Source organism: Rhizobium sp. SRDI943, assembly GCF_057653695.1.
The window spans coordinates 20,026-41,136 of the sequence record NZ_JBYGKN010000004.1 but is presented as its reverse complement, the minus strand read 5'-3'; the positions used below and the strand labels follow the sequence as shown (position 1 = coordinate 41,136).

Annotated in this window: 19 protein-coding genes and 5 pseudogenes; 14 read left to right on the top strand and 10 right to left on the bottom strand. The window is 59.4% G+C overall.

All coding sequences use genetic code 11. The annotated features are described in order from the left end of the window. The first annotated feature begins 643 nt into the window (after positions 1-643). Positions 644-1,459: a Crp/Fnr family transcriptional regulator gene (locus tag AC245Y_RS33250; RefSeq protein ID WP_245274078.1), complete on the top strand. Its 816-nt coding sequence runs from the start codon at positions 644-646 to the stop codon at positions 1,457-1,459. On the opposite strand, the gene AC245Y_RS33245 is transcribed toward AC245Y_RS33250, so the two are convergent. Further along, positions 1,460-1,987 carry a hypothetical protein gene (locus tag AC245Y_RS33245; protein WP_172643746.1) on the bottom strand — a complete coding sequence of 176 codons (528 nt, stop codon included), beginning with the start codon at positions 1,985-1,987 and terminating at the stop codon, positions 1,460-1,462. It lies immediately after the preceding gene. Here AC245Y_RS33245 and AC245Y_RS33240 point away from each other — a divergent pair. Further along, positions 1,892-2,208 (top strand): annotated as a pseudogene (locus tag AC245Y_RS33240) (chaperone modulator CbpM). The gene AC245Y_RS33245 and the pseudogene AC245Y_RS33240 sit on opposite strands and share 96 nt — an antisense overlap. Positions 2,209-2,280: 72 nt before the next feature. On the opposite strand, the pseudogene AC245Y_RS33235 reads toward AC245Y_RS33240, so the two are convergent. Both AC245Y_RS33235 and AC245Y_RS33230 read right to left on the bottom strand, forming a co-directional pair. Then, a pseudogene (locus AC245Y_RS33235) lies at positions 2,281-2,570 on the bottom strand (hypothetical protein). Between the two features lie 94 nt (positions 2,571-2,664). Then, the gene (locus AC245Y_RS33230; protein ID WP_003555345.1) at positions 2,665-2,937 is read right to left on the bottom strand and encodes an usg protein; all 273 of its coding nucleotides are present in this window, start codon (positions 2,935-2,937) and stop codon (positions 2,665-2,667) included. A gap of 275 nt (positions 2,938-3,212) precedes the next feature. Between AC245Y_RS33230 and groES the strand changes: the two genes are divergently transcribed. The 6 genes from groES (at position 3,213) to AC245Y_RS33200 (ending at position 10,590) form a co-directional block, all read left to right on the top strand. Next, positions 3,213-3,527: a co-chaperone GroES gene (gene groES / locus AC245Y_RS33225; protein ID WP_017997413.1), complete on the top strand. Its 315-nt coding sequence runs from the start codon at positions 3,213-3,215 to the stop codon at positions 3,525-3,527. A gap of 45 nt (positions 3,528-3,572) precedes the next feature. Then, positions 3,573-5,201: a chaperonin GroEL gene (gene groL / locus AC245Y_RS33220; protein WP_003555343.1), complete on the top strand. Its 1,629-nt coding sequence runs from the start codon at positions 3,573-3,575 to the stop codon at positions 5,199-5,201. Positions 5,202-5,301: 100 nt separating this feature from the next. Beyond that, entirely contained in the window at positions 5,302-5,721 is a 420-nt protein-coding gene (locus tag AC245Y_RS33215) for a hypothetical protein (protein WP_017997414.1), read from the top strand. 87 nt (positions 5,722-5,808) lie between these two features. Then, positions 5,809-6,903, top strand: a complete 1,095-nt coding sequence (locus tag AC245Y_RS33210) for a glycosyltransferase family 4 protein (RefSeq protein ID WP_017997415.1) — start codon at positions 5,809-5,811, stop codon at positions 6,901-6,903. A 9-nt stretch (positions 6,904-6,912) separates the two neighbouring features. Beyond that, positions 6,913-9,123, top strand: coding sequence for an amylo-alpha-1,6-glucosidase (locus tag AC245Y_RS33205; RefSeq protein WP_017997416.1), 2,211 nt, complete (start codon positions 6,913-6,915; stop codon positions 9,121-9,123). A gap of 1,113 nt (positions 9,124-10,236) precedes the next feature. Further along, a complete protein-coding gene (locus AC245Y_RS33200; RefSeq protein WP_017997417.1) occupies positions 10,237-10,590 on the top strand; it encodes a M20/M25/M40 family metallo-hydrolase in 354 nt (117 codons plus the stop codon). Between the two features lie 51 nt (positions 10,591-10,641). On the opposite strand, the gene AC245Y_RS33195 is transcribed toward AC245Y_RS33200, so the two are convergent. From AC245Y_RS33195 to AC245Y_RS33185, 3 genes are all read right to left on the bottom strand, one after another. Next, the gene (locus AC245Y_RS33195; protein ID WP_017997418.1) at positions 10,642-11,055 is read right to left on the bottom strand and encodes a nuclear transport factor 2 family protein; all 414 of its coding nucleotides are present in this window, start codon (positions 11,053-11,055) and stop codon (positions 10,642-10,644) included. Positions 11,056-11,124: 69 nt separating this feature from the next. Further along, positions 11,125-11,724 (bottom strand): NADPH-dependent F420 reductase, encoded by a 600-nt coding sequence (locus AC245Y_RS33190; protein ID WP_017997419.1) that lies wholly within the window; start codon positions 11,722-11,724, stop codon positions 11,125-11,127. A 73-nt stretch (positions 11,725-11,797) separates the two neighbouring features. After that, positions 11,798-12,532, bottom strand: a complete 735-nt coding sequence (locus AC245Y_RS33185) for an SDR family NAD(P)-dependent oxidoreductase (protein ID WP_012760491.1) — start codon at positions 12,530-12,532, stop codon at positions 11,798-11,800. A gap of 207 nt (positions 12,533-12,739) precedes the next feature. On the opposite strand from AC245Y_RS33185, the gene AC245Y_RS33180 reads away from it, so the two are divergent. After that, a complete protein-coding gene (locus tag AC245Y_RS33180; RefSeq protein WP_017997420.1) occupies positions 12,740-13,687 on the top strand; it encodes a LysR family transcriptional regulator in 948 nt (315 codons plus the stop codon). Positions 13,688-13,817: 130 nt separating this feature from the next. Next, positions 13,818-13,997: pseudogene (locus AC245Y_RS33175) on the top strand (hypothetical protein); the annotation flags it as partial. Here the strand turns inward: AC245Y_RS33175 and AC245Y_RS33170 are convergent. Then, positions 13,951-14,703 carry a LysR family transcriptional regulator gene (locus AC245Y_RS33170; protein ID WP_487762885.1) on the bottom strand — a complete coding sequence of 251 codons (753 nt, stop codon included), beginning with the start codon at positions 14,701-14,703 and terminating at the stop codon, positions 13,951-13,953. The pseudogene AC245Y_RS33175 and the gene AC245Y_RS33170 overlap by 47 nt on opposite strands. 397 nt (positions 14,704-15,100) lie before the next feature. Between AC245Y_RS33170 and AC245Y_RS33165 the strand changes: the two genes are divergently transcribed. The 3 genes and pseudogenes from AC245Y_RS33165 (at position 15,101) to AC245Y_RS33155 (ending at position 15,937) form a co-directional block, all read left to right on the top strand. Beyond that, on the top strand, positions 15,101-15,256 hold the full coding sequence (locus tag AC245Y_RS33165) for a hypothetical protein (RefSeq protein WP_157628394.1): 156 nt from the start codon (positions 15,101-15,103) through the stop codon (positions 15,254-15,256). 17 nt (positions 15,257-15,273) lie between these two features. Beyond that, on the top strand, positions 15,274-15,501 hold the full coding sequence (locus tag AC245Y_RS33160) for a hypothetical protein (RefSeq protein ID WP_003555338.1): 228 nt from the start codon (positions 15,274-15,276) through the stop codon (positions 15,499-15,501). Next, positions 15,498-15,937 (top strand): annotated as a pseudogene (locus tag AC245Y_RS33155) (TA system VapC family ribonuclease toxin). Before AC245Y_RS33160 ends, AC245Y_RS33155 begins: the two are co-directional and overlap by 4 nt. A 190-nt stretch (positions 15,938-16,127) precedes the next feature. On the opposite strand, the pseudogene AC245Y_RS33150 reads toward AC245Y_RS33155, so the two are convergent. Next, positions 16,128-16,598: pseudogene (locus AC245Y_RS33150) on the bottom strand (AMP-binding enzyme); the annotation flags it as partial. Positions 16,599-17,404: 806 nt separating this feature from the next. Here AC245Y_RS33150 and AC245Y_RS33145 point away from each other — a divergent pair. After that, positions 17,405-17,968, top strand: a complete 564-nt coding sequence (locus tag AC245Y_RS33145; RefSeq protein WP_017997427.1) for a c-type cytochrome — start codon at positions 17,405-17,407, stop codon at positions 17,966-17,968. Positions 17,969-18,516: 548 nt separating this feature from the next. Here AC245Y_RS33145 and AC245Y_RS33140 read toward each other — a convergent pair. Then, entirely contained in the window at positions 18,517-18,777 is a 261-nt protein-coding gene (locus AC245Y_RS33140) for a DUF982 domain-containing protein (RefSeq protein ID WP_017997428.1), read from the bottom strand. A 922-nt stretch (positions 18,778-19,699) separates the two neighbouring features. Then, positions 19,700-21,085 carry a Do family serine endopeptidase gene (locus AC245Y_RS33135; RefSeq protein ID WP_017997430.1) on the bottom strand — a complete coding sequence of 462 codons (1,386 nt, stop codon included), beginning with the start codon at positions 21,083-21,085 and terminating at the stop codon, positions 19,700-19,702. Between the last annotated feature and the right edge of the window lie 26 nt (positions 21,086-21,111).

Below are 21,111 nucleotides of genomic sequence, written 5' to 3'. Positions count from 1 at the left end.
CGCTCGACCCGATGGGGAGCGCCCGAACCATCCCGGCGACGTTTGCGGCGGAGGCCGGAGAGTGGTTGACGCGAATGTCGACCGAGTAGGGTTGCGAGGCAAGCGCGTCATGAACTAAGTGGAACGGTGGTTCATTCATCTCTCTTTGCACACAGGATAAAGCTGTGCTCGCCAGGATGATGCCAATGGCATGAGCTGAGCGCCAGACGCCCCGATGCCGTGCAGAAAAATGACGAGGTGATCGTAAGCGGCCATGATTTTCCGTAGCTTGCTGAACTGGACCGAGGGGGCTCACCCGAGAATGGGAGCCGCCCTCTCACCCGACGCGCGAGCATCGAGGCGGACGCCGGCGGACATCTGGGGAGATTCACGATTATGGGGTGGCCCGATCGCGCCCTTCGCAAGCGCCCGCTCAAGGGCGGTACGCTACAGACACTTCGCTCAAGGTGTTGAGGCGGCTTGGCAATCCACCCATATATCAGAAGACCCTCAAGGAACATTCCAATGGTAAGCAGGATCAGACGCACTCTGACCGTGCAGGAACGCGCGGAAGCATTCGAGCGAACAAACAAGGCCGCGGCCGAAGCCGCTGAAGAGGAACGCAGACGACGCGAGGAGAAGAACGAACGCCTCCGACAGCTACGTGTTGCCTCTGAAAACTGAAGACCATTTTCAATTCTATACTGAACTCTTGATGGCTGTCATGCGTTCTGCCAAAAGCTATTTCGACGATTTTACCATGAACCAACTGTCTACATTGCCCGCTGGCCGATCGAACCTATTGCTCCGCGCCTTATCGCAAGCGGATGGGGATTTGCTTTGGGATCACCTCGAGCCCGTCGCCCTCAACAGGGGCGATGTGTGCATAGAGAGCCAGCGACCGCTGACCCACGTATACTTTCTGGACGGCGGCTTGGGTTCGACGGTAATGCCTGACGAGGTTTACGGCTCGGCCGAGATCGGTGCGCAGGGCTACGAAGGGCTTATTGGCGTGCCGGTCATCCTTGGCGCCATGCAAACGCCACACAAGACATTCATGCAGGTTGGCGGTCCAGCTAGACGCATAGCGGTCGCACCCCTTTTGAGAGCGATCGACGAGAGCGAATCCCTGCGAAAGCTCCTCCTGCGCTATGTTCACGTCTTCCAGCTGCAAGTCGGTCAGACCGCTTACGCCAATGCCCGCTACAACGTTGAAGAACGGCTCGCCCGCTGGATATTGATGTCGGCAGATCGTCTGGGGTCACCCCTTTCCCTCACCCACGACTTTCTGTCGCTGATGCTGGGCGTGAGACGGCCCAGCGTCACTGATGCAACCCACATTCTTGAAGGAGAGCGGCTCATCAAGGCCAGCCGGGGCACAATCGAGATCATTGACCGTGCTGGCTTGGCCAAACGGTCTAACGGTTGCTACGGTGTATCGGAAGCAGAGTACGAGCGGCTTATAGGCCCGTGGCGTTGATCATCCGCTTTCCGGAGTTGAAACTCCACCCTTGAAATCCATTTCCGATTGAAGCGCACGCATCAATCTTTCCACCTCTTCAGCGACGAAGTCTCGTTCAGCCGGATCTACCAAATCCGTCGCGAACGTCTCGTCCAAATAGTTCTGCGATAATTCTTTCCTTCGGCTTTCGAGGAAAGCTTCGAGCTCTTTTGGTTTAAGGAGGAGGACGAGTTCGAGTGCTGCGAGGGTTGCGCGCTCGACGGCGACAATGCGGGCGCGAAGACGGAGGATTTCGGCGCGTTCGGGTTTTATCTTCGTGTTCATCTGCCATATCTCGATCAAAGCAATGGCAAAAGATTTGACAGCCGTCTCGGTTCCACGGCACCGTCGGCCCAACGGCCCGCCGCCGTGCGAGAAAAATGGCCCCGACCGTGTGAAAACGCTAACTGGCTGGGGGACGATCGTGAATCCCGTCATCGCCTCAAGATCGAAGTAACCGAGCTCGAACTGTGGATCCAGGAAGGTTGGCTTCAGCCGCAAACTCACGAGGACCAGCGCCAGTTCCTGGGATGCAGATCTCGCCCGCGCCCGGCTGCATGGGCGTCAACGAGGCCGGCATCGACGTCATCATGGATCTCGTCGATCAGCTTCACGGTCTTCGCATGGCCATGCGCGACCTCATCTCGGCTGTCGGCAACGAGGCTCCAGCGGTGAAGCGACGCTTACGTGCCGCCCTGGATAAAGATTTCGATGCCCGTTCGTTCTAGCTCGTACCGCCGCCGCACTCTGGCACTTCTGAGCGACCGCCCAGGACTGCGCCCGGATCAACGAAGCAGCGCCTAATGGACGGCGTGACTGACCATACGATACGGATGCGTCGCGTTGAACTGCGAAATCATGGCAGCTGCTTGCCGCAAGATACGTTCGGTGTTTGTCAAATCGTCACGAGCCAGCTCATCGGCGTTGACGCGGATTGCTTGCGCCATATTGGCCCAAAGCGCTGCAAAGTGCGGGTTACCTTCAGCAAAGGCCTCACGTGCCGTGCCCTCGAGGGCCGTAGCGACATCGACAAGACCTCTTCCCGTTCCTCGATGCTGAGGTCTCCGATATTCCTGATCTGCTCTTCCATATCATCTCACTCTAAACAGACCTTCGATAGCGACCGAGCTCGTGGAGCCTCGATCGCTCGGAGAATTGGGAAGAGAAAAATCCGGATTCAAGATTCAGTGCAGCTTGAACTCGCCGTCGACGCGCCGCCATTCGTTCGGGCCGATGAGACGCTGATGGGTATAGCGGACCGAGTGCAGAGGCCCGTCGAGATTGGCCTGCCAATAATCGAGGAACTTCTGCATCTCCGGGAAATTCGGCGCCAGATCGTAGTCCTGCCAGACGTACGCTTGCAGGACGGTTTCAAAATCGGGGATGTGATACAGGATATGCGCTGTAGTGAGGCCATATCCATTGAGTTGCCGCTCAAGATCCGACGAAAACTGCATGCTTCATCTCCTTTTCGTAACGTTGGACGGATGCCGCGAGTGCGCCCGGTCATCAACTGTTTTTCAAACGGAAACCCATGCCTTATTGTTCCTTTCCAGCACGTTAGCAGCCGACGTGCGAGAGTGCTAATTTTTCTGCGGCACCCTCTTGAAATCGGAAAATCTAGAAAATAAATCTTTCGCGCGAAACGCTCGAAGAGGCTTCGCACCCGGCTGGACCGGTCATCTGGTTCGGCGCGGGGTCAACGTCATCTTGTCTGTCCATGGAGGAAAACATGTCGTTCAGACCGCTGCATGATCGCATTCTCGTCCGCCGCGTCGACTCTGAGGAGAAGACCAAGGGCGGGATCATCATTCCTGACACCGCCAAGGAAAAGCCGCAGGAAGGCGAAGTTATCGCCACAGGCTCTGGCGCTCGCAATGAAGCCGGTCAGATCCAGGCGCTCGATGTCAAGGTCGGCGATCGCATCCTGTTTGGGAAGTGGTCAGGCACTGAGATCAAGATCAACGGCGAAGACCTGCTGATCATGAAGGAAAGCGACGTGATGGGCATCATCGAAGCCCGGGCCGAACAGAAGCAGGCCGCGTAACACGCCGCTCATCAGTCAAAAAGCTGCCTATTGAAGGAGTGAACAATGGCTGCGAAAGAAGTCAAATTCAATACCGATGCCCGTGAACGCATGTTGCGTGGGGTCGACGTTCTGGCAAACGCCGTGAAGGTTACGCTAGGCCCGAAGGGACGCAACGTCGTGATCGACAAATCGTTCGGAGCGCCCCGGATTACCAAGGACGGAGTATCCGTCGCCAAGGAAATCGAGCTGGAAGACAAGTTCGAGAATATGGGCGCCCAGATGCTGCGCGAGGTGGCGTCGAAGACCAATGACCTCGCTGGCGATGGCACCACGACGGCGACCGTCCTTGCCCAGGCCATTGTCAAGGAAGGTGCAAAGGCTGTCGCCTCAGGCATGAACCCGATGGACCTGAAGCGTGGCATCGACATTGCCGTAGACGCCGTTGTCAAGGAACTGAAGGCGAACGCCCGCAAGATCACCAGCAATTCGGAAATCGCCCAAGTGGGCACCATTTCGGCCAATGGCGACGAGGAAATCGGCAGGTATCTCGCCGAAGCGATGGAAAAGGTCGGCAACGAAGGGGTGATCACCGTCGAGGAAGCCAAGACCGCAGAGACAGAGCTGGAAGTCGTCGAAGGCATGCAGTTCGACCGTGGTTATCTCAGCCCGTACTTCGTCACCAACCAGGACAAGATGCGGGTCGAGCTCGAAGAGCCCTACATCCTCATTCACGAGAAGAAGCTCTCCAATCTGCAGGCGATGCTTCCAGTCCTGGAAGCCGTGGTGAAGTCCGGCAAGCCTCTGCTGATCATTGCCGAGGACGTGGAAGGCGAAGCCCTTGCGACCCTCGTCGTCAACAAGCTTCGCGGCGGTCTGAAGATCGCCGCCGTCAAGGCCCCGGGCTTCGGCGACCGCCGCAAGGCCATGTTGGAAGACATTGCCATCCTCACGGGCGGTACCGTGATCTCCGAAGACGTCGGCATCAAGCTGGAGAACGTGACACTCAACATGCTTGGCCGCGCCAAGACGGTCTCGATCGAGAAGGAAAACACCACCATCATCGATGGCGTCGGCTCCAAGGCGGAGATCGATGGACGGGTCGCCCAGATCCGCGCTCAGATCGAGGAAACCACCTCCGACTACGACCGTGAGAAGCTGCAGGAGCGCCTCGCCAAACTCGCCGGCGGCGTTGCCGTCATCCGCGTCGGAGGCTCGACCGAGGTCGAGGTCAAGGAGAAGAAGGACCGTGTCGACGATGCGCTGCATGCGACACGTGCTGCCGTCGAAGAAGGTATTCTGCCCGGTGGCGGTGTCGCCCTGCTGCGTGCGGTCAAGGCGCTCGACGGTCTTCCGACGGCCAACGACGATCAGCGCGTCGGGATCGACATCGTCCGTCGGGCGATCGAGGCGCCGGTGCGTCAGATCGCCGAAAATGCTGGCGCCGAAGGTTCGATCGTCGTCGGCAAGCTGCGCGAAAAGTCGGAGTTGTCCTTCGGCTGGAACGCCCAGACCGGCGAATATGGCGATCTATACGCGCAGGGCGTGATCGACCCTGCGAAGGTGGTGCGCACCGCGCTTCAGGATGCGGCCTCGGTCGCGGGTCTGTTGGTCACAACTGAGGCGATGATCGCCGAAAAGCCGAAGAAGGATGCCGCCCCCGCCCTGCCCGCTGGGGCCGGCATGGACTTCTAAGGCCTGCGGGAAGGCCCGCGCAGGCCGCCACAGCGGGCCTTCCCTTACATTTCATATCCGTACCAGCCGTTCCGTCGAGCAACATCAATGGAGCCAACCTATGAGAAAGGACATCGAGAATACTCTTCCAAAGCAAGCCACCGCGGCCATCAGTGCTGCCCATCTCCTGCATCCGGCCAAACATTTCAATCACCCGCGGGACGTGCTTGCGGCCGAGGGCATTGGCAAGCAAGAGAAGCGGGCCATTCTCGCTTCGTGGGCATCCGATATATTCGCGATCGAATCCGCACCCGCCCTACGACTTTACCCCGGCACGGATAAGGCCGTCTCTTATGACGAGATCATCCAAGCGCTGAAACATCTGGACGAGGGCGATACGCGCGCTGGAGAGCAAGGTTTACCCGTTGCCGCCAACATCCACCGAAGCCAGCGCCGCAGACCACAACCACGCCGGATGGGCGGCTTCAGCCTGTGTAGCTTCCGGAGAGGAGACCGCCTGCGACAGCCATTCGAGATGTAGAAACGGCTTAATCTGCCGCATGCCTTAGCAAGGATGCGGATCTGATTTTTACCGTCGACTCTTTGCTCAATTGCGGAGGTTTTGCCGATGAAGATCGCCCAGATCGCGCCGCTCGCTGAAAGTGTCCCGCCCAAGCTGTACGGCGGCACCGAGCGCATTGTTTCATACCTGACCGACGAGCTGGTTCGGCGGGGTCACGATGTCACCCTCTTTGCCAGCGGCGATTCCGTCACCGATGCCAGGCTGGTGCCCTGCTCTGACGTCGCCCTGCGGCTTAATCCGGCCGTCAAGGACCACCTGCCGCAGCATGTCGTCATGCTGGAGGAGGTCCGCCGCCGGGCGCATGAATTCGACGTCTTACACTTCCACATCGATCTCTTGCATTTCCCGCTGATCCGGGATTTTGCCGATCGTACCGTCACGACGCTGCACGGGCGGCTGGATCTGCCAGACCTCAGGCCCTTCTACAAGGCGTTCCCCGATATTCCGCTGGTGTCGATCTCCAACGACCAGCGCCATCCCATGCCGCCGGTCAACTGGGCCGGAACAGTCTATCACGGGCTTGCCACTGATGGCCTGCCCTTCACCGCCAAGTCGAAAGGCAATTATCTCGCTTTCCTTGGCCGCATCTCGCCGGAGAAGCGTCCCGATCGAGCGATCCAGATCGCGGCGAAAGCCGGGATGCCGCTAAGGATGGCCGCCAAGGTCGACAATGCCGACCAGGCCTACTGGGACACGGTGATCGAACCGATGGTCAAGAGCCATCCCAACGTCGAGTTCATCGGAGAGATCAACGAACATCAGAAGGCGGAATTTCTCGGCAATGCAGGTGCCCTGCTCTTTCCGATCGACTGGCCCGAGCCTTTCGGGCTGGTGATGATCGAAGCCATGGCGTGCGGGACACCCGTTATCGCCTTCAACCGCGGCTCGGTGCCTGAACTGATCGACCCCGGGCTCTCCGGCATCATCGTCGATACAGTCACGGAAGCGGTGGAAAACGTCGAATGGGCTCTGCGCATGGATCGTCACAGGGTGCGCGAAACGTTCGGGAGACGCTTTTCCGCAAGCCGCATGGCTTCCGACTACCTTGATATATACCGACGTCTGCCGGGAGTGCGCACCGAGACCGCTCGCATGCGCCGGTCCAATGGGACGGCTCCCGACCTTAACGTCGTCTCGTAAGGAGAAGCCATGTCGAGCGCGCTGACAGACAGCAACGGGATGCCGGCAACGTCAACGCAGTTGTCGCCTACGGGCCAGTTTTTCATTCCGGCCACCGCATCGCTGCAGGAGCGGCGGCCGCGCAGCTTGAAGCACGGCGACACCTTCGCTGTCTTCGACCATAATGGCGACGCGCTTTCTGGGCCCGGCAGCCCCGAAGGCCTGTTTCACCGAGATACGCGGTATCTCTCACACCTCTCTTTGACGATCAACAGCACGCGGCCGATGCTGCTGTCGTCGACGCTCCGCGACGACAACGCGGCGCTGACCTGTGACCTCACCAATCCCGATCTCTTCGATAAAAAGGGCAAGCTTGCGCTCGCGCATGACCTTGTCCACCTGCGCAGGACACGCTTCCTCTGGGATAGGCGCTGTTACGAGCGGCTGACCGTCAAGAACTACGACGAACGGCCCCAGCAGGTCCGCATCGAGATCGCATTTGCAGCCGATTTCGCCGACCTTTTCGAGGTTCGGGGAACCGTCAGGGCAAAGAAAGGACGCTCTCTTCCAGCAGTGATCGAGGCGGACAGCATCCTCCTTTCGTATCTCGGGCTCGACGATCGAAAGCGGTCGACGCGTTTATCCTTTGATCCTACTCCCGATAGGTTGGCAGGCGATCTTGCCGTTTATGATCTTCACCTGGCCCCGCACGAGACCCGATCGCTATTTGTCGAGATCGGCTGCGACGAAGCCGAAGCCCGGGCACCGAACCACCTTTCCTTTTTCTTCGCATTTCGCGACGCCCGCCGCGCACTGCGCTCGTCCGCCTCGCGAGCGGCCTCGATCGTAACGTCCAACGAGATATTCAACGAGGTGGCGCGACGCGGTGTGTCCGACCTCCACATGCTGATGACGGATACGCCAGAAGGACCTTATCCCTATGCCGGCATTCCCTGGTTCAGCACGGTCTTCGGCCGTGATGCGCTGATTACCGCGCTGGAAACGCTTTGGCTCGATGCGCAGATTGCCCGCGGCGTGCTTGGACATCTGGCTGCCAACCAGGCGACGGAGTTCAATCCGGCCGCGGATGCCGAGCCCGGCAAGATCCTGCACGAGGTGCGCTACGGCGAAATGGCAGAACTTGGCGAGGTTCCCTTCCGGCGCTACTACGGCAGCATCGATTCGACGCCCCTGTTTGTGATGCTGGCCGGCGAATACCTCAAGCGCACCGGCGACCTTACCACTATCAAAACGGTCCTGCCGAATATCGAGGCGGCGCTGACCTGGATCGACGAGCACGGCGATCGCGACGGCGACGGTTTCGTCGAGTATGGGCGACTGAGCGAAGAAGGGCTGATCAACCAGGCCTGGAAAGACAGCCACGACTCCGTCTTCCATGGCGATGGGACCCTTGCCAAAGGTCCAATCGCGATTGCTGAGGTCCAGGCGTATGTCTATGGTGCCTGGAACGCTGCCGCTGAGATCTTTCGACGGCTCGAGCGGCCGGAACGGGCGGCAAAATTCCTGGCAAGGGCGGAAGGGCTCCGCCGTGCCTTCGACATCAGTTTCTTTGATGAGGAAATTGGCACCTACGCACTGGCGCTCGACGGGGACAAGCGCCCCTGCCGGGTCCGTTCCTCGAATGCCGGCCATGCATTGTTTACCGGCATCGCCTATCCCGAAAGGGCTGCGCAGGTCGCCCACACCTTGATGGGCGCCTCATCCTTCTGCGGCTGGGGTATTCGCACGATCCCCTCGACCGAGGCGCGTTACAATCCGATGAGCTATCACAACGGCTCGATCTGGCCGCATGACAACGCGATGATCGCCAGCGGTCTTGCACGTTATGGATATCGCGCTGAAGCAGCGCGGATCTTCGAGGGTCTGTTTGCAGCGTCGACCTACATCGAGCTGCGCCGGCTTCCCGAGCTGTTTTGCGGCATGTCGCGCCAACGGGCGCAGGGTCCGACCTTCTACCCTGTCGCCTGTGCTCCGCAGGCCTGGGCCGCGGCGGCCCCTCTCCTGCTGCTGCAGTCATGCCTAGGTCTGGAGTTTGATCCGAACGGTCGGCAGATCAGCTTTGACGAGCCCACCCTGCCGTCGTTCGTTGATGATGTCACGCTGCGGAACCTGCGGCTTTCGAACTGCACGGTTGATGTCGCGCTGCGCCGGTCGGGGCGGCAGGTTGTCGTCGAGGTCATCGACCGCCGGGGCGACATCAAAGTGGTGTCGACCTCGTGACCGGGCGATGATAGCAATAGGCTCACCTTCGCTCGGCCGGATTCGTCTCCAGGCCGATGCGCGGGAACTGACCGCTTTCGCGGTCGCTGCAAGAGAGACATATGTTTATTATTGCCCATGTTCCTGCCTATAATATCCGCTTTCGTCGCAGCGATGGCTACCGGCTCGATCGGCGGGCTTGTCGTTGAGCCGCAGGCGTCGGTTGGGAGCCCAGCGTGGTTGGACATGCGAGGGTTGGCGACGATATGGAAAGCCCGGCGGGTTATGCTTTTCACACGGAGAAGGCGGTGATCTCTCGAACGAGGAGAGATTTCGAACGCCGGCGCTACACGTGGAACATGGTATCAAGCGCACTTTAAACGACGTGATTATCCGCTGCGAGGAGCGGCGTTACGACGTCCTCCAAAGTGGACACACCCGGCGAGGGCCAGTTCGACAAATCGGACGTTGCGTTCCTTGAAAGCTTCGCCTCCATGCTCGGGGTCGCGATGAACGGGCAGAGCGGGAGGCGCGGCTTCGGGAGTCGATCAGACATCAGGAGGTGTTGACCGTGGAAGCGAGCCACCTCGACAGCAGTCAGCGTTACTAACGCGCGGACTACTGAACGGCAGGACAGTCCCGTGTAGCGCCGTCGGCAGGGCAGGTTTCCGGTCCTTGGCCGTTTTGATGAGGTGGAACCGAAACGGGCCACGTGTTTCTAATGGATCCATTTAGCTCGCGCTCTCGAATGTGGGTCGAAATTAGGACTTTGGTTGAAAGGGGCGAGCCTGGCTTCGCAACCTTCACGTGGATGAACTGAACGCGTCCTTTTTTGTATATTCTGACCCTGGGCATATCTTTCGGCTCATTCGCGCGTCTATCGATTGTGTTCCGAGACCGCTGCCATTCCGCGCTGCGGCACTGGATTGCGGAGGAAATCCGACGGCTTTGGTCGAGCACATATTGCCTTCATCGGGCGCGCTCATGACCCCCCCGAATAGTAGTTCGCCAGCGATACCTTGTCGGCCACGCCTCACCACGCTCGAGATGATTTCGTTTCGGCACCCAGGAACGAACTGAGACCAGCAGCGTCCCGCCGAAAAAGCTCAGAGCAGCGCAGAGGCCGAAAACGGAATGATAGCCGAACAGTTCCGCCCAGGTTCCGGTGGCAATGCCGGCGACCAGCCAGCCCGCGTTCGTCGTATTGGCATTTTCGAACATTGCAGCAATGCACCCGAGCCCGTTTCAGAACTTCGCCGAGCGATGCGCGACGTCGGAGTGACATTCGATGAAGGCGACGGAATACTTCCGATGCGACCGGGGGAGGATTTCGGTGTGTTCGGACGCTACGCACCATCTGCTATGCTGTTCCTGGGCGCGGGCGAAACCTATGCCGGGCTTCACAATCCCGACTACGATTTCCCAGACGAACTCATTCCAGTTGGGTCGAAGATTTTCGTGCAGACCGTGCGAAACATACTGGGATAGCTTTACCGACCGCCCCGACGAAGAAGCCCGTCTCGCGACGGCTTGTGGTGCTCACGTAACGGGGCCATCAGTCTCGGAGGCTCGCGCCAGTGCCTGTGTGTCGATGTACTCACGGATCTTCGTAGTTTTGCCATCTCGCACGGTCATGTTGAAGACCCAATCGTCGTTGTACGGCTTGTCCGTTGCGTAGATTTTTCCCGTAGCGACGCCGATCACCATGACCCGGTCACCCTGGGCCACGAATTCCGGTGGCTTCGGATAGGCCATTTCCACTTCTTCGGATGCCTTCTTCAGCACCGCCGCCAATTCCGCATGCCCGCGGTGTGTGCCGGCCAAGGGCCAGTTCCGACCGGGAATGATCCACTCAATATCGTCTGCGACCAGCGCCAGCAGATCGTGCTCTTTGTAGCTGCCTATCGCTGTGAAGAAATCCTTCACAATCTGGACATTCTTTTCGACGCTCATCGTATCTCTCCTTCACTGTCTGTCGTTGGGCTCGAGGCGGGACCGCATTTCATCTGCGATCCCGATTGATCAATCGAACTTGATCAGGTCCTTGAAAATCAGCTGGCCCCATGTGTTTCCACGCGCCTGCACGAGCAACCCGCCTTCCGAAAGCCCGCCAAGCTTGATCGGAGCGAAGCCGAGATTTTCCGCAAGCGTGGAAATCGCTGCCGCGGCAGCGTCATCGTCGCTTGCCAGAAACACGGCTCTCCTGCCGCCCTTCACAGCGGGATCCTGGGCAAGGGAGGCTGCGCCCAGATGATTGAAGCCCTTGACTAAACTTGCACCAGTGAAGGCCTGCGCGTTGAATTTTGAAGACGGTTGTCCGCCCAGTTCCTTTGGAGGCACACCGTAGGCATTGGTCACATCGACGATGGTCTTGCCATCCCAGGTCGGAAGCGCCTTTGCGACATCCGGGACGGCCTCAAAACGAACAGCCAAAAACAAGACATCCGCCTTGGCGGCCTCCGCCAGTGTGGTGGGAATGATGGTTGGTCCGATTGCGGCCGCAGTGGACGAAAAGCTTTTCGGGTCCCGCGTGGTTGCAACGGACACTTCGATTCCCTTGTGGGCGAATGCTTTGGCCAGTGCCTGGCCGATATTGCCGAAGCCAATGATTGCGTAGCTCATGTTTATTCTCCTTGGGTGTATCACGGTCTGCGGCGCGCCCGCGACTGAATGGGGCACCGAAGATGGCTGCGGCTTAGAGCTGGGCAAGGCCGCCGTCGACGGCGACTTCGCTGGCAGTCATGAAGCTGCTGTCGTCCGATGCCAGGAAGGCAGCTGCCGCACCAATTTCCGACGGATCGGCCATGCGCTGGAGCGGCGTCATTGCGCCATAGGCCTTCTGGCCTTCCTCACCGAGCGCTTCTTTAGCGAGTTCGGTCGCCGTCGCCCCCGGCGATAGCACGTTGACGCGGATGCCCGTGCCTTTCAGATCCTCCGCCCAAGTCCGAGCGAGGTTGCGCACGGCGGCCTTGCTTGCGCTATAGGCGGTAAATCCTGGTGCGCCCGTGGTGCCGGCACTTGATCCGGTGAGGATAATCGAACCCCCCTTGCCCATCAGCGGCAGCGCCTTCTGGACCGTGAAGATCGTGCCCTTCACGTTGGTTTCAAAGGTCCCGTCGATGTGCTTGCCGGTGATCTGGCCAAGCGGAAGCGGGGTTCCGGCGCCGGCATTGGCGAAGACGATGTCGAGCGTTCCGCGTTCTGCCTTCACCGTGGCGTACAGCCGATCCAGGTCGGCCTCATCGGAGACCGAGCCCTTCACCGCGCGGGCGTTGGGGCCAAGCTCGGCGACAGCGGCGTCAAGCGCCTCCTGCCGGCGACCGTAGATATAGACAAAAGCGCCCTCTTCGACGAAACGCTTTGCAGCAGCGCGGCCAATACCCGTTGCACCACCGGTGATCACGGCGGTCTTTCCATTCAGTCTGGTCATGGAATACGTCCTTCATTTACGTTGAGCGGAAAACAGAAAATTGTTTTGGGTCGGTGCCTCGACCCGCTTCGTTGAAGTAGGGGCTCGCGGTCGAGCCTATCAGTGGGGAAAGCCGCACAACCGTGGTGCAGAAATGCACCGCTGACTGCGTAGGTTCTGTGCTATAGCACCGCTTGAAGGCATCAGCATTGCGATGAGGAAACGACAATGACAATCGATTGGGATGATGTTCGTTATTTTCTCGCCGTGGCACGACACGGTTCGGTTCGCGCCGCCGCGGCCCAGCTCGACGTCAATCATACCACGATCCTACGACGCATCGCGCAGCTTGAGACCCGGCTCCATTCGCAGCTGTTCGAAAAGCTGCCTGCAGGTTATCGCCTCACCGAGGCGGGCGAACAGGTGCAGGAACTGGCGGAACAGATGGAGGCTTCGTCCAATCTGCTGGTCAGCCGCGTGTCCGGTCGTGATCAGGCCGTGCGGGGTCCGCTGCGCGTCACGATGGCGCCCACACTGGCGACACATCTGTTGATGCCTGACTTTGCAGATTTCGCGCGACAGCACCCCGAAATCGAAATGGAGATCCACTCCTCGCTGGAAAACGCCAACCTGACAAATCGCGAAGCCGATGTCGCCTTGAGGGTCGTGTTTAATCGCAACTCTTTGCCGCAGAACCTCCACGGCGTGAAAGGGCCGGATCTTTCTGTCGGTGTCTATATGTCCCGCGACCTCCTTGCGGCCTGGAAAGCCGGCACGTCTGGCGACATCAGGTGGATCTCGAAGAACATCGAAGGCGTGCCGGAGTGGGCTCACGGCGATGTTGTCGAAGTCACCGGCGCCCCGTTCCGTGTCCTGGAAGATGCAGCCCACCTCGAGGCGATGCGCCTGGGACTGGGGATATCGGCGCTCCCCAGCTTCGTGGGAGACGCTGAGCCGCTGTTCGTCAGGGTTCCAGGCACACGTCTCGGCCCTCATGGAACCCTATGGGTGCTGACACAGGGTGAGGCGCGCAAGACCAAGCGTGTTCGCCTCTTCACGGAGTTCATATCGGAGAGACTGCGTGCCCACGCGGAATTGCTTGCCGGCGAGATACATCCCCACGACCATTTGGCTAAGCAGAACTTGCGAATAGCGAACAGCGTGCAGGATGCGTGAGGACTAATAGCCCATCGACCTTGAGGCTCGAGCGGCAAGGCACACAGGAATGCCGGGATCGGAAACGCTGCGGCGTCTTGCCGACTGCCCCTACGTGTCCGAAATCCCAAGGACGGAGTATCCTATGAATATGCAGGCGGAAGCTGGTGCCTCAAGTCGCGTTTCGGCTGAAGATGGCGGGATCCCTCGCTCTATTGCCGATCATGGGGTGCTCGGCGATCTCGCAACTCTGGCGCTCGTCGCCAAGGACGGCGCCATCGATTTCATGTGCTGGCCGAACTTCGACAGCCCGACGATCTTTGCCGCCCTATCTCGATCCCTGTGGCCGACGAGCGATGCCAACCTATCACCAGGCCTTGATCGGCCATTGCCGCTTGCAGCGCCACATTGAACTTTCCAAATCTGCGGCCGACCTGGCCGCGATGAGGAGCACCGGCTCGAAGAAGTGCCTCTTCCCAGCCCACCCAGTCGGGGCCGAGCCAGTCAACATTCAGTAGCGGCAGTTCGCCGAGTTCGGTTCTCGTCGCTTGCCGATTTTGTTCAGCGAAATTCGGACTGCACACGGGATAGGCGCAGTCATCGAACAGGAATTCTGCCGTCTCGTCGACCCAGGCGCCAAGGCCATACCGCACCCTCAACTCCACTTCGGCCCGGCGAAAGTTCTTCACGTCGTCGAAATGAGATGGTCTACCATCACCTCCTGATGGCTGCGCCAGAAGTCGGGCATTAGCGGGATCAGCCACATGGTGGCGAAGACGTCGCTGCAAGAAAGCGGCGGGCGTGGCCGGGGCGGTGAATGTCACGTTGCGCGCCCTATCCCCGCGCTTTATCGATTTGACGACGTCAGAGGTCCGGGAAAAGGCGCTTGCCAGCACATTGTATAGCTCCTCCCCATGGGTTGTTAACGTCACTCCCTGTCCCTTGCGAATGAACAGCTGGACTCCGAGTTCGTCCTCAATCGCCTTGACCTGCCGGCTGACGGCCACCGGCGTGATGTCGAGCTCATTTGCCGCCACGGTGAGGCTCGAATGGCGGGCGGATGCCTCGAAGATCGCGAGCGCCTTTAACGATGGGAAGTCCACAACAGCGCCGTACCACAGTTGAAACTCCGTTCGTTCTCAACCTTCGCCTTCCGTGACGAGGAGGATATGCCTTCAGCAAAAGCCCAAGGTCACGTGATGCTGCCTCTCTACCAGACGACGAAAGACAAGGTGATGCCCGAAGTCAACGGCCTCGCCACTTGCTGCAATGTTCGGTGCTGCTCTGGGCGATCGTCCTCGGCTACCTCTTCTTCAACGATGTTCCCGGTGCACGGATCATCATCTGCGCCGCAATCATTTCAGTTGCGGGGCTCTTCATCCTACACCGGAAGAATCTGAAGGAGACGGTTCCGGCTACGGGCGGTTGGGCGGCTTGAGCAGGTTCGAACCGGAGACCCGTGGTTTGGGCGCATTTGAGAACCTGATTGCAACCGTTTTCGCAGGTGAACAGATTGGCGTAGTGGTGCGTTCTTTCGGTACCCACCTTGAGAAGGCCGACCACCTGCTTTATATGATGCGTGATGATTGATGCGCGATGAGACGAAGATGAGAACGACCTTGGCAATCGACGACGATGTGCTGACCGCCGCAAAAGCGATGGCAACCCAGCAGCACCGGAGCGTCGGCGAGGTCATTTCCGAGCTGGCGAGACGTTCTCTGCGCCGACCGCCGAGCAGCGGCGAGCGCAATGGCATTCCTCTCTTGTCAACACGGCCGGATACGCCGCCAGTGACGCTCGAAATCGTGAACGCCATGCGTGACGAACTGCCGTGACTTTCCTGCTCGACGTCAATGTGCTGATTGCCTTAATCGATCCGGGCCATGTAGCCCATGATGATGCGCACGAATGGTTCGCGGCGATAGGTCAGAGCGCGTGGGCTACCTGCCCCATTACCGAAAATGGTGTCATCCGGATTGTCGGCAACCCCAAATATCCCAACTCTCCCGGTTCACCGTCACTCGTGATGGAAATTGTCCGCAAATTGCGGTCGCTCCCCGGTCACAGTTTTTGGCCGGACGATGTGAGCCTTGTCGGGTCAGGTGATATCGCTCCCGCGAAAATTCTAACATCGGGGCAGGTAACTGACACCTGCTCGCGCTCGCCAAGGCGCGTGGGGGCCAGCTGGCAACCTTCGATCGCAAGCTGTCAGCAGCAGCGGTTACAAGGGGCAATTCTGCCTTGCACCTGATCACCACGAGTAGATCGTGAGTTCCCGTCAATCCATTGTGCGATCTGCCTGGTTTGCAACGTGAACCCCATAGCAACAAGTCGGACGCCGGCCTCGAAGCTCTCGCCCTGCCAGAATCATTGACCCCGCTATTGGTCGGTGGCGTAAGGGGTATTTGTGGAACTTCGATGCGATGTAATTGAGCCGGTCGACATCGCTCCATCGCCTGTGTTACGCGCCGCCACCTGTCTTGTTCTGCCGGTTGGCGATCAGATCGTCGACGACTGCCGGATCGGCAAGCGTCGAAGTGTCGCCGAGAGCACCGAAGTCGTCTTCGGCAATCTTGCGCAGGATGCGGCGCAGGATCTTGCCGGAGCGGGCCTTCGGCAGGCCGGGGCGCAAAACTGGATCTTGTCTGGTGCGGCGATCTGGTCAATTTCGGCAACGCACATGTTTCACCAGATCCTGGCGAAGCATATCCGATCCCTCGTGACCGGCCATCAGCGTCACGTAGCAATAAATACCCTGGCCCTTGATCGGATCCGACGACCGCGGCTTCCGAGACCAGATTGTGCGAGACGAGAGCGGATTACACCTCCGCCGTGCCGACCCGGTGGCCGGAGACGTTCAGCACGTCGTCGACGCGGCCGGTGATCCAGTAATAACCGTCCGTCCGGTGAAATACTTGCCCTTTCCAGTCGAAACAGCGGCCTATGCCTTTTGTCAGCGACTTCCTCATCAGACATCGGCAGCTCGCCGGCGAGGAACTTGGTGCCGAAAAGCGGCTTGCGGCCAGGTCATTCAGCTCGGTTTCACCATGGCCCCAACAGCGCGCCCAACCCGCTCGTGGGCATATCGTTCAAAGGCGCTGTCGGTTTCGGCGGCAACGCAGAGGATTGCAATTTCGCGGACGCGGTCGCTTAATCGAATCCCGTAGCGGATGGCAGCGCCCAGCTCCTGAAGGGGTAGACCCAGGGCGGGAACATGAAGCATAACACCGGAACCGGCTTAAAGCTTTGGGAAGGAGGATTTTCGCGCTCTTCGATCCGCGGACCGGCGGGCAACAAGCTCGTTATAGCGGTGACGCATGCCCTGGACATCGATCTCGCCTTCGATCCAGAGCTCAACCAGGGTCATGTACTCCACGTCATTGGCATGCCGCGCTCCCGCGCCCGCGCGATAGTGCGTTCCGCGATTGACCTTCGTGAATGCAAGAAAATCCTCTTCGCCCCGAGCCATCATTAGTCACAGCTGATTAGCAGGCTGTTGATTCGTTCGCCAGGTGAAAACGATATATCCACGCCTCGTTTTAGTGTTTTTCGGAGGCTCGGGGAACTCTTCCGACTTCGATGCGTTCGAGGGTCGGATCTAAGGTTTTTTGGCCTTCGTCGATCCCTTTCATGTACGCTCACTCGCCCCACAAGCAAAGCGGGGCTCTTTTTGACGCTTCCGCGCGATTTGAAGATCGTCCGGTTTATGGTCTGCCGGCTGCAAGGGGAGCATTGCAGATGAATTCATACGTCAATACGGCCGTGGGGGCGCTGCTCGGAACGATTTTCGTTCTGATGTCGGTCTCCATCGCGTCCGAAGGGATCTTCCATTCCGAAGCACCGGAAAAGGAAGGTTTCGCGATCGTTGCCGAAGAGGCGCCCGCCGCTGGCGGCGAGGCTGCGCCTGCCGTTGCCGTTCCGATCGCGCAATTGCTCGCTTCTGCGGATGCCAAGGCCGGTGAAACGGTCTTCAAGAAGTGTCAGGCCTGTCATGACGGCACCAAAGGGGGACCGAACAAGGTCGGTCCCAACCTCTTTGGTGTCGTAGATCGCCCGATCGCCTCGCATGCAGGCTTCGCCTATTCCGCTCCCATGAAGGATTTCTCCAAGGGCAGCAGCGAGAAGTGGACGTTCGAAAACCTCAACAAGTTCCTGCTGGCGCCCAAAAAGGATGTTCCCGGTACCGCCATGGGCTTTGCCGGTTTGGCGAAGGATCAGGACCGCGCCAACGTCATTCTCTACCTGCGCACGCTCGCCGATTCGCCGGTGCCGCTGCCTGATCCGAACGCCGCGACCCAGTGACGCGGCTGACAATCGCATTCCATCGAAGCCAGCCCGGCAAGCCAGGCTTTCGTCGTGCAGAGAAGATCAGCCGCGGAACGAAGAAGACGCTCGTGGAAAGGCCATCGATGCATCCTCCCTGGCGTCGAACCGTGCATCCTCAAGGCTCGAAAGCTCGGTTCCCTCCGAGTCTCTCGGAGCGATCTCCGGGGATTCCAATGTTTCCTTGGAAGCTAAGGGAGGTGATCTTTCGTCAAGAATGGCCGGCATGCTGGGGTCGATCGCAGTCATATCAGCCGTGTCATTACGACCCTAAACGCGGCGGTTGACCAACCCGAAACGTGGGAGGATGGTAGAGGCTATTTTCGGAAGACAGCGAGGTGTCGCTTCAGCTGCAATGCTTACGTGCGACGTCAATTCGATGAGTGCTTGCCGGTCTATGGTTAGAGAGCCCAGCCAACTATTGCCGGCCCCGAGAGACTGTCGCCATAGTGGTCTTCCCCGGCCGCGATCCAACACCAGCGATCCCGGGATCATCGCCGATTGAACGGTATCTATCGGACGAACGCTCATGATAGCACCTTGGCTGCGACAGCAGCATCTATGAACGTCCTGCGAGCGAGTTCAGCGTTTCCGTGGTGCATGATGGCGTCTGCGCATCTGCACTTCGCAGCCGCGAATTGCGGTTGAGATTGCGATGGCCAACGATGAGTCAAGGCTTCCAGTGCGGCCTTAGGTCCGTCGATACGCTCAAGGAAGCCATTGCCTATGCGAACGAACACGGGAACTCCCCATCTGATGTGCGGGTCAGCTTTGATGACCGTCTCCATTGACGGGCCTCCTTCTGCGTATGATGCCAGCTAAACGAACCTTCCTGTTTCGCGCCAGTTCCCGTTCCGTCGACGTCTGTGCGCAACCGGACACGCAACAACAATAAGGGGAGAGAAAGCCGCGACACCTGATGGCCGCACAGCAGCAGGGTACGACCTGGCCGGGTGCGGAATGCAACTCTTTCGAGGCGGAGCCTTCCGGCTCGGCGGAATCAAAGCATTCCGAGTAGCTTCCATGAATGTATGCCGCGGCAGGTTACCGCAGCACGGTCCCGGTCCGGCGGAAGTAGGCAACCGAACTACGCGATCGTCTGCTTCAGAAACGCGAGCGTCTTCTCCGCCCTGAAAAGGATATCATGTGACCGACTACTGGTTCTATATGCAGATCCACCTTGATGCCAGCCGCTCCGAGCTGGCAGCGCAAGCGTCGAGGGCGGCCGCAGGGATCGTCGTGTCATGTTGCCCATGCACCAGAAGTACCCGAGTTTCCCTACTCGCGGAGGATATCCGCTGAGGCGGCAGAAGTCCGGCGAAGGAAACCAGCGCGCCGATCCTCTATCGTCTGGACGCTACCGCATCCAGCGCGACAATCGCGCCCTGCGAGAGGCCGATGATGCGATCCTGGCGTCGTCCATCAGTCCGTCGAGTGCTTCGCGAGCTGCTCGGATCCGGGATCGATCGAGCGGGTTTCCATCCGTGCTGAACCACTGATGGCCATAGCGATCTGAGAAGGGAGCGTCCGGTGCTGCGAAGCGGGTGATCGGCAGGCTCGCGTGCCAGGAGGCGAGCGGCATAGGCTGCGCGCCGGATGCACCGATCCCATGCAGAAAGATAACGAGTGATGACCTGCATGGCATAAGGATACAGTCAATGAACGCACAGAGGGCGCTCGCCCCGCATGAGGGAGCGCCTGACGGTCCTCCTACCGGATTACCAGAAGGAGTCGCGCGCCCTCACGGATCAGTTCAAGCGCCAATACGGCGGGTTTTTCGGCAATCCTGCGCTGCAACTCGGTGACGGAAGCGACCGGAACTCTATTGAGCGCGACGATCATGTCACCTGCTTGAAGGCCAGCACCGGCGGCCGCGCTGCCGGAAGCCACCTTTTCGATCACCACACCGTGACCTCCGGCTTGCTGCGCCTCTTCGCCAGAAGCATTCCTCATCATAGCGCCCTCGAGCGGCGTGCCGGAGAGAGCTGCGGATGACCGATCGTCCATGGCAATGGTAGCCGTGATCACCTTCTCCTCGTCGCCGCGCTTCACTGTGAGGCTCACCTTGCTCCCGGCAGGCATGAGGCCAATGCGGTTCCTGAGATCAGTCGCACCACCGATCGGGCGTCCGTCGGTTGCGGTGACCACGTCTCCGGTCTTCAGTCCGGCCTGTTCAGCCGGCGAGCCCGACTGGACGTTGGCGATCAATGCGCCGCGGAGGTCACCGAGTCCGAGAGCCTCCGCCAACTCCGGCGTCAGATCCTGAATGCCGATGCCGAGCTCACCGCGCTCCACCTTGCCGTGCGCGATCAACTGGTTCATGACCGTCGCCGCCATACTGCTCGGCACAGCAAAGCCGATACCGACGTTGGCGCCGGCGGGGCTTAGAATTGCGGTATTGATGCCGACCAATTTGCCGTCGAGCGTCACCAGGGCACCACCTGAGTTTCCGGGGTTGATTGAGGCATCTGTCTGAATGAAGTCCTCGTAACCTTCGATATTCAGGCCGCTTCGCCCCAGCGCGCTGACGATGCCTGACGTAACAGTCTGGCCAAGCCCGAACGGATTGCCAATCGCCACGACATAGTCGCCAACCTTAAGCGCATAGGAATCCCCGATCTGGATAGCGGTAAGATTTGCAGCATTGACCTGCAACAGAGCGATGTCCGTTTCCTTGTCGCTGCCGATCAATTTGGCCGAAAGCTCTCGTCCATCCTTCAGCGTTATTGAAATCTCGCTGCCGCCGTCGACGACGTGATGATTGGTGAGAACATAGCCTTTTGCGGCGTCGACGATGACGCCGGATCCTGCGCTCATCCTCGATCGTCGTTGCTGTTGCGGCAGACTGAAGTACCGGCGGAAGGTGGGATCGCTGAAGAGAGGATTGTCTCGCGACGGTGCGCGGGAGACGACCGCGATGTTGACGACGGCCGGCGTGACTTGTTCAAGCATCGGCGCCAGGGATGGAGGTGACGCCGAAGCGGTGCCGGATTCCGGCGTCTGCGCGGTGACCGGCGCTATCGTAAGCAGGATTGCTGCAAAGGCGATCACGACCGACGCGGCAATCCTATGAAATCCCTGGAGGATATCGAACATGGTTTGCTCCTTGGATTTGACGGGAG

What these genes read in the sequence shown, in the direction of transcription:
- AC245Y_RS33230 (WP_003555345.1), bottom strand. Translation starts at nt 2,937, where the DNA reads ATGCAGTTTTCGTCGGATCTTGAGCGGCAACTCAATGGATATGGCCTC.
- groES (WP_017997413.1), top strand. Translation starts at nt 3,213, where the DNA reads ATGTCGTTCAGACCGCTGCATGATCGCATTCTCGTCCGCCGCGTCGAC.
- groL (WP_003555343.1), top strand. Translation starts at nt 3,573, where the DNA reads ATGGCTGCGAAAGAAGTCAAATTCAATACCGATGCCCGTGAACGCATG.
- AC245Y_RS33215 (WP_017997414.1), top strand. Translation starts at nt 5,302, where the DNA reads ATGAGAAAGGACATCGAGAATACTCTTCCAAAGCAAGCCACCGCGGCC.
- AC245Y_RS33210 (WP_017997415.1), top strand. Translation starts at nt 5,809, where the DNA reads ATGAAGATCGCCCAGATCGCGCCGCTCGCTGAAAGTGTCCCGCCCAAG.
- AC245Y_RS33205 (WP_017997416.1), top strand. Translation starts at nt 6,913, where the DNA reads ATGTCGAGCGCGCTGACAGACAGCAACGGGATGCCGGCAACGTCAACG.
- AC245Y_RS33200 (WP_017997417.1), top strand. Translation starts at nt 10,237, where the DNA reads ATGATAGCCGAACAGTTCCGCCCAGGTTCCGGTGGCAATGCCGGCGAC.
- AC245Y_RS33195 (WP_017997418.1), bottom strand. Translation starts at nt 11,055, where the DNA reads ATGAGCGTCGAAAAGAATGTCCAGATTGTGAAGGATTTCTTCACAGCG.
- AC245Y_RS33190 (WP_017997419.1), bottom strand. Translation starts at nt 11,724, where the DNA reads ATGAGCTACGCAATCATTGGCTTCGGCAATATCGGCCAGGCACTGGCC.
- AC245Y_RS33185 (WP_012760491.1), bottom strand. Translation starts at nt 12,532, where the DNA reads ATGACCAGACTGAATGGAAAGACCGCCGTGATCACCGGTGGTGCAACG.
- AC245Y_RS33180 (WP_017997420.1), top strand. Translation starts at nt 12,740, where the DNA reads ATGACAATCGATTGGGATGATGTTCGTTATTTTCTCGCCGTGGCACGA.
- AC245Y_RS33160 (WP_003555338.1), top strand. Translation starts at nt 15,274, where the DNA reads ATGAGAACGACCTTGGCAATCGACGACGATGTGCTGACCGCCGCAAAA.
- AC245Y_RS33145 (WP_017997427.1), top strand. Translation starts at nt 17,405, where the DNA reads ATGAATTCATACGTCAATACGGCCGTGGGGGCGCTGCTCGGAACGATT.
- AC245Y_RS33140 (WP_017997428.1), bottom strand. Translation starts at nt 18,777, where the DNA reads ATGGAGACGGTCATCAAAGCTGACCCGCACATCAGATGGGGAGTTCCC.
- AC245Y_RS33135 (WP_017997430.1), bottom strand. Translation starts at nt 21,085, where the DNA reads ATGTTCGATATCCTCCAGGGATTTCATAGGATTGCCGCGTCGGTCGTG.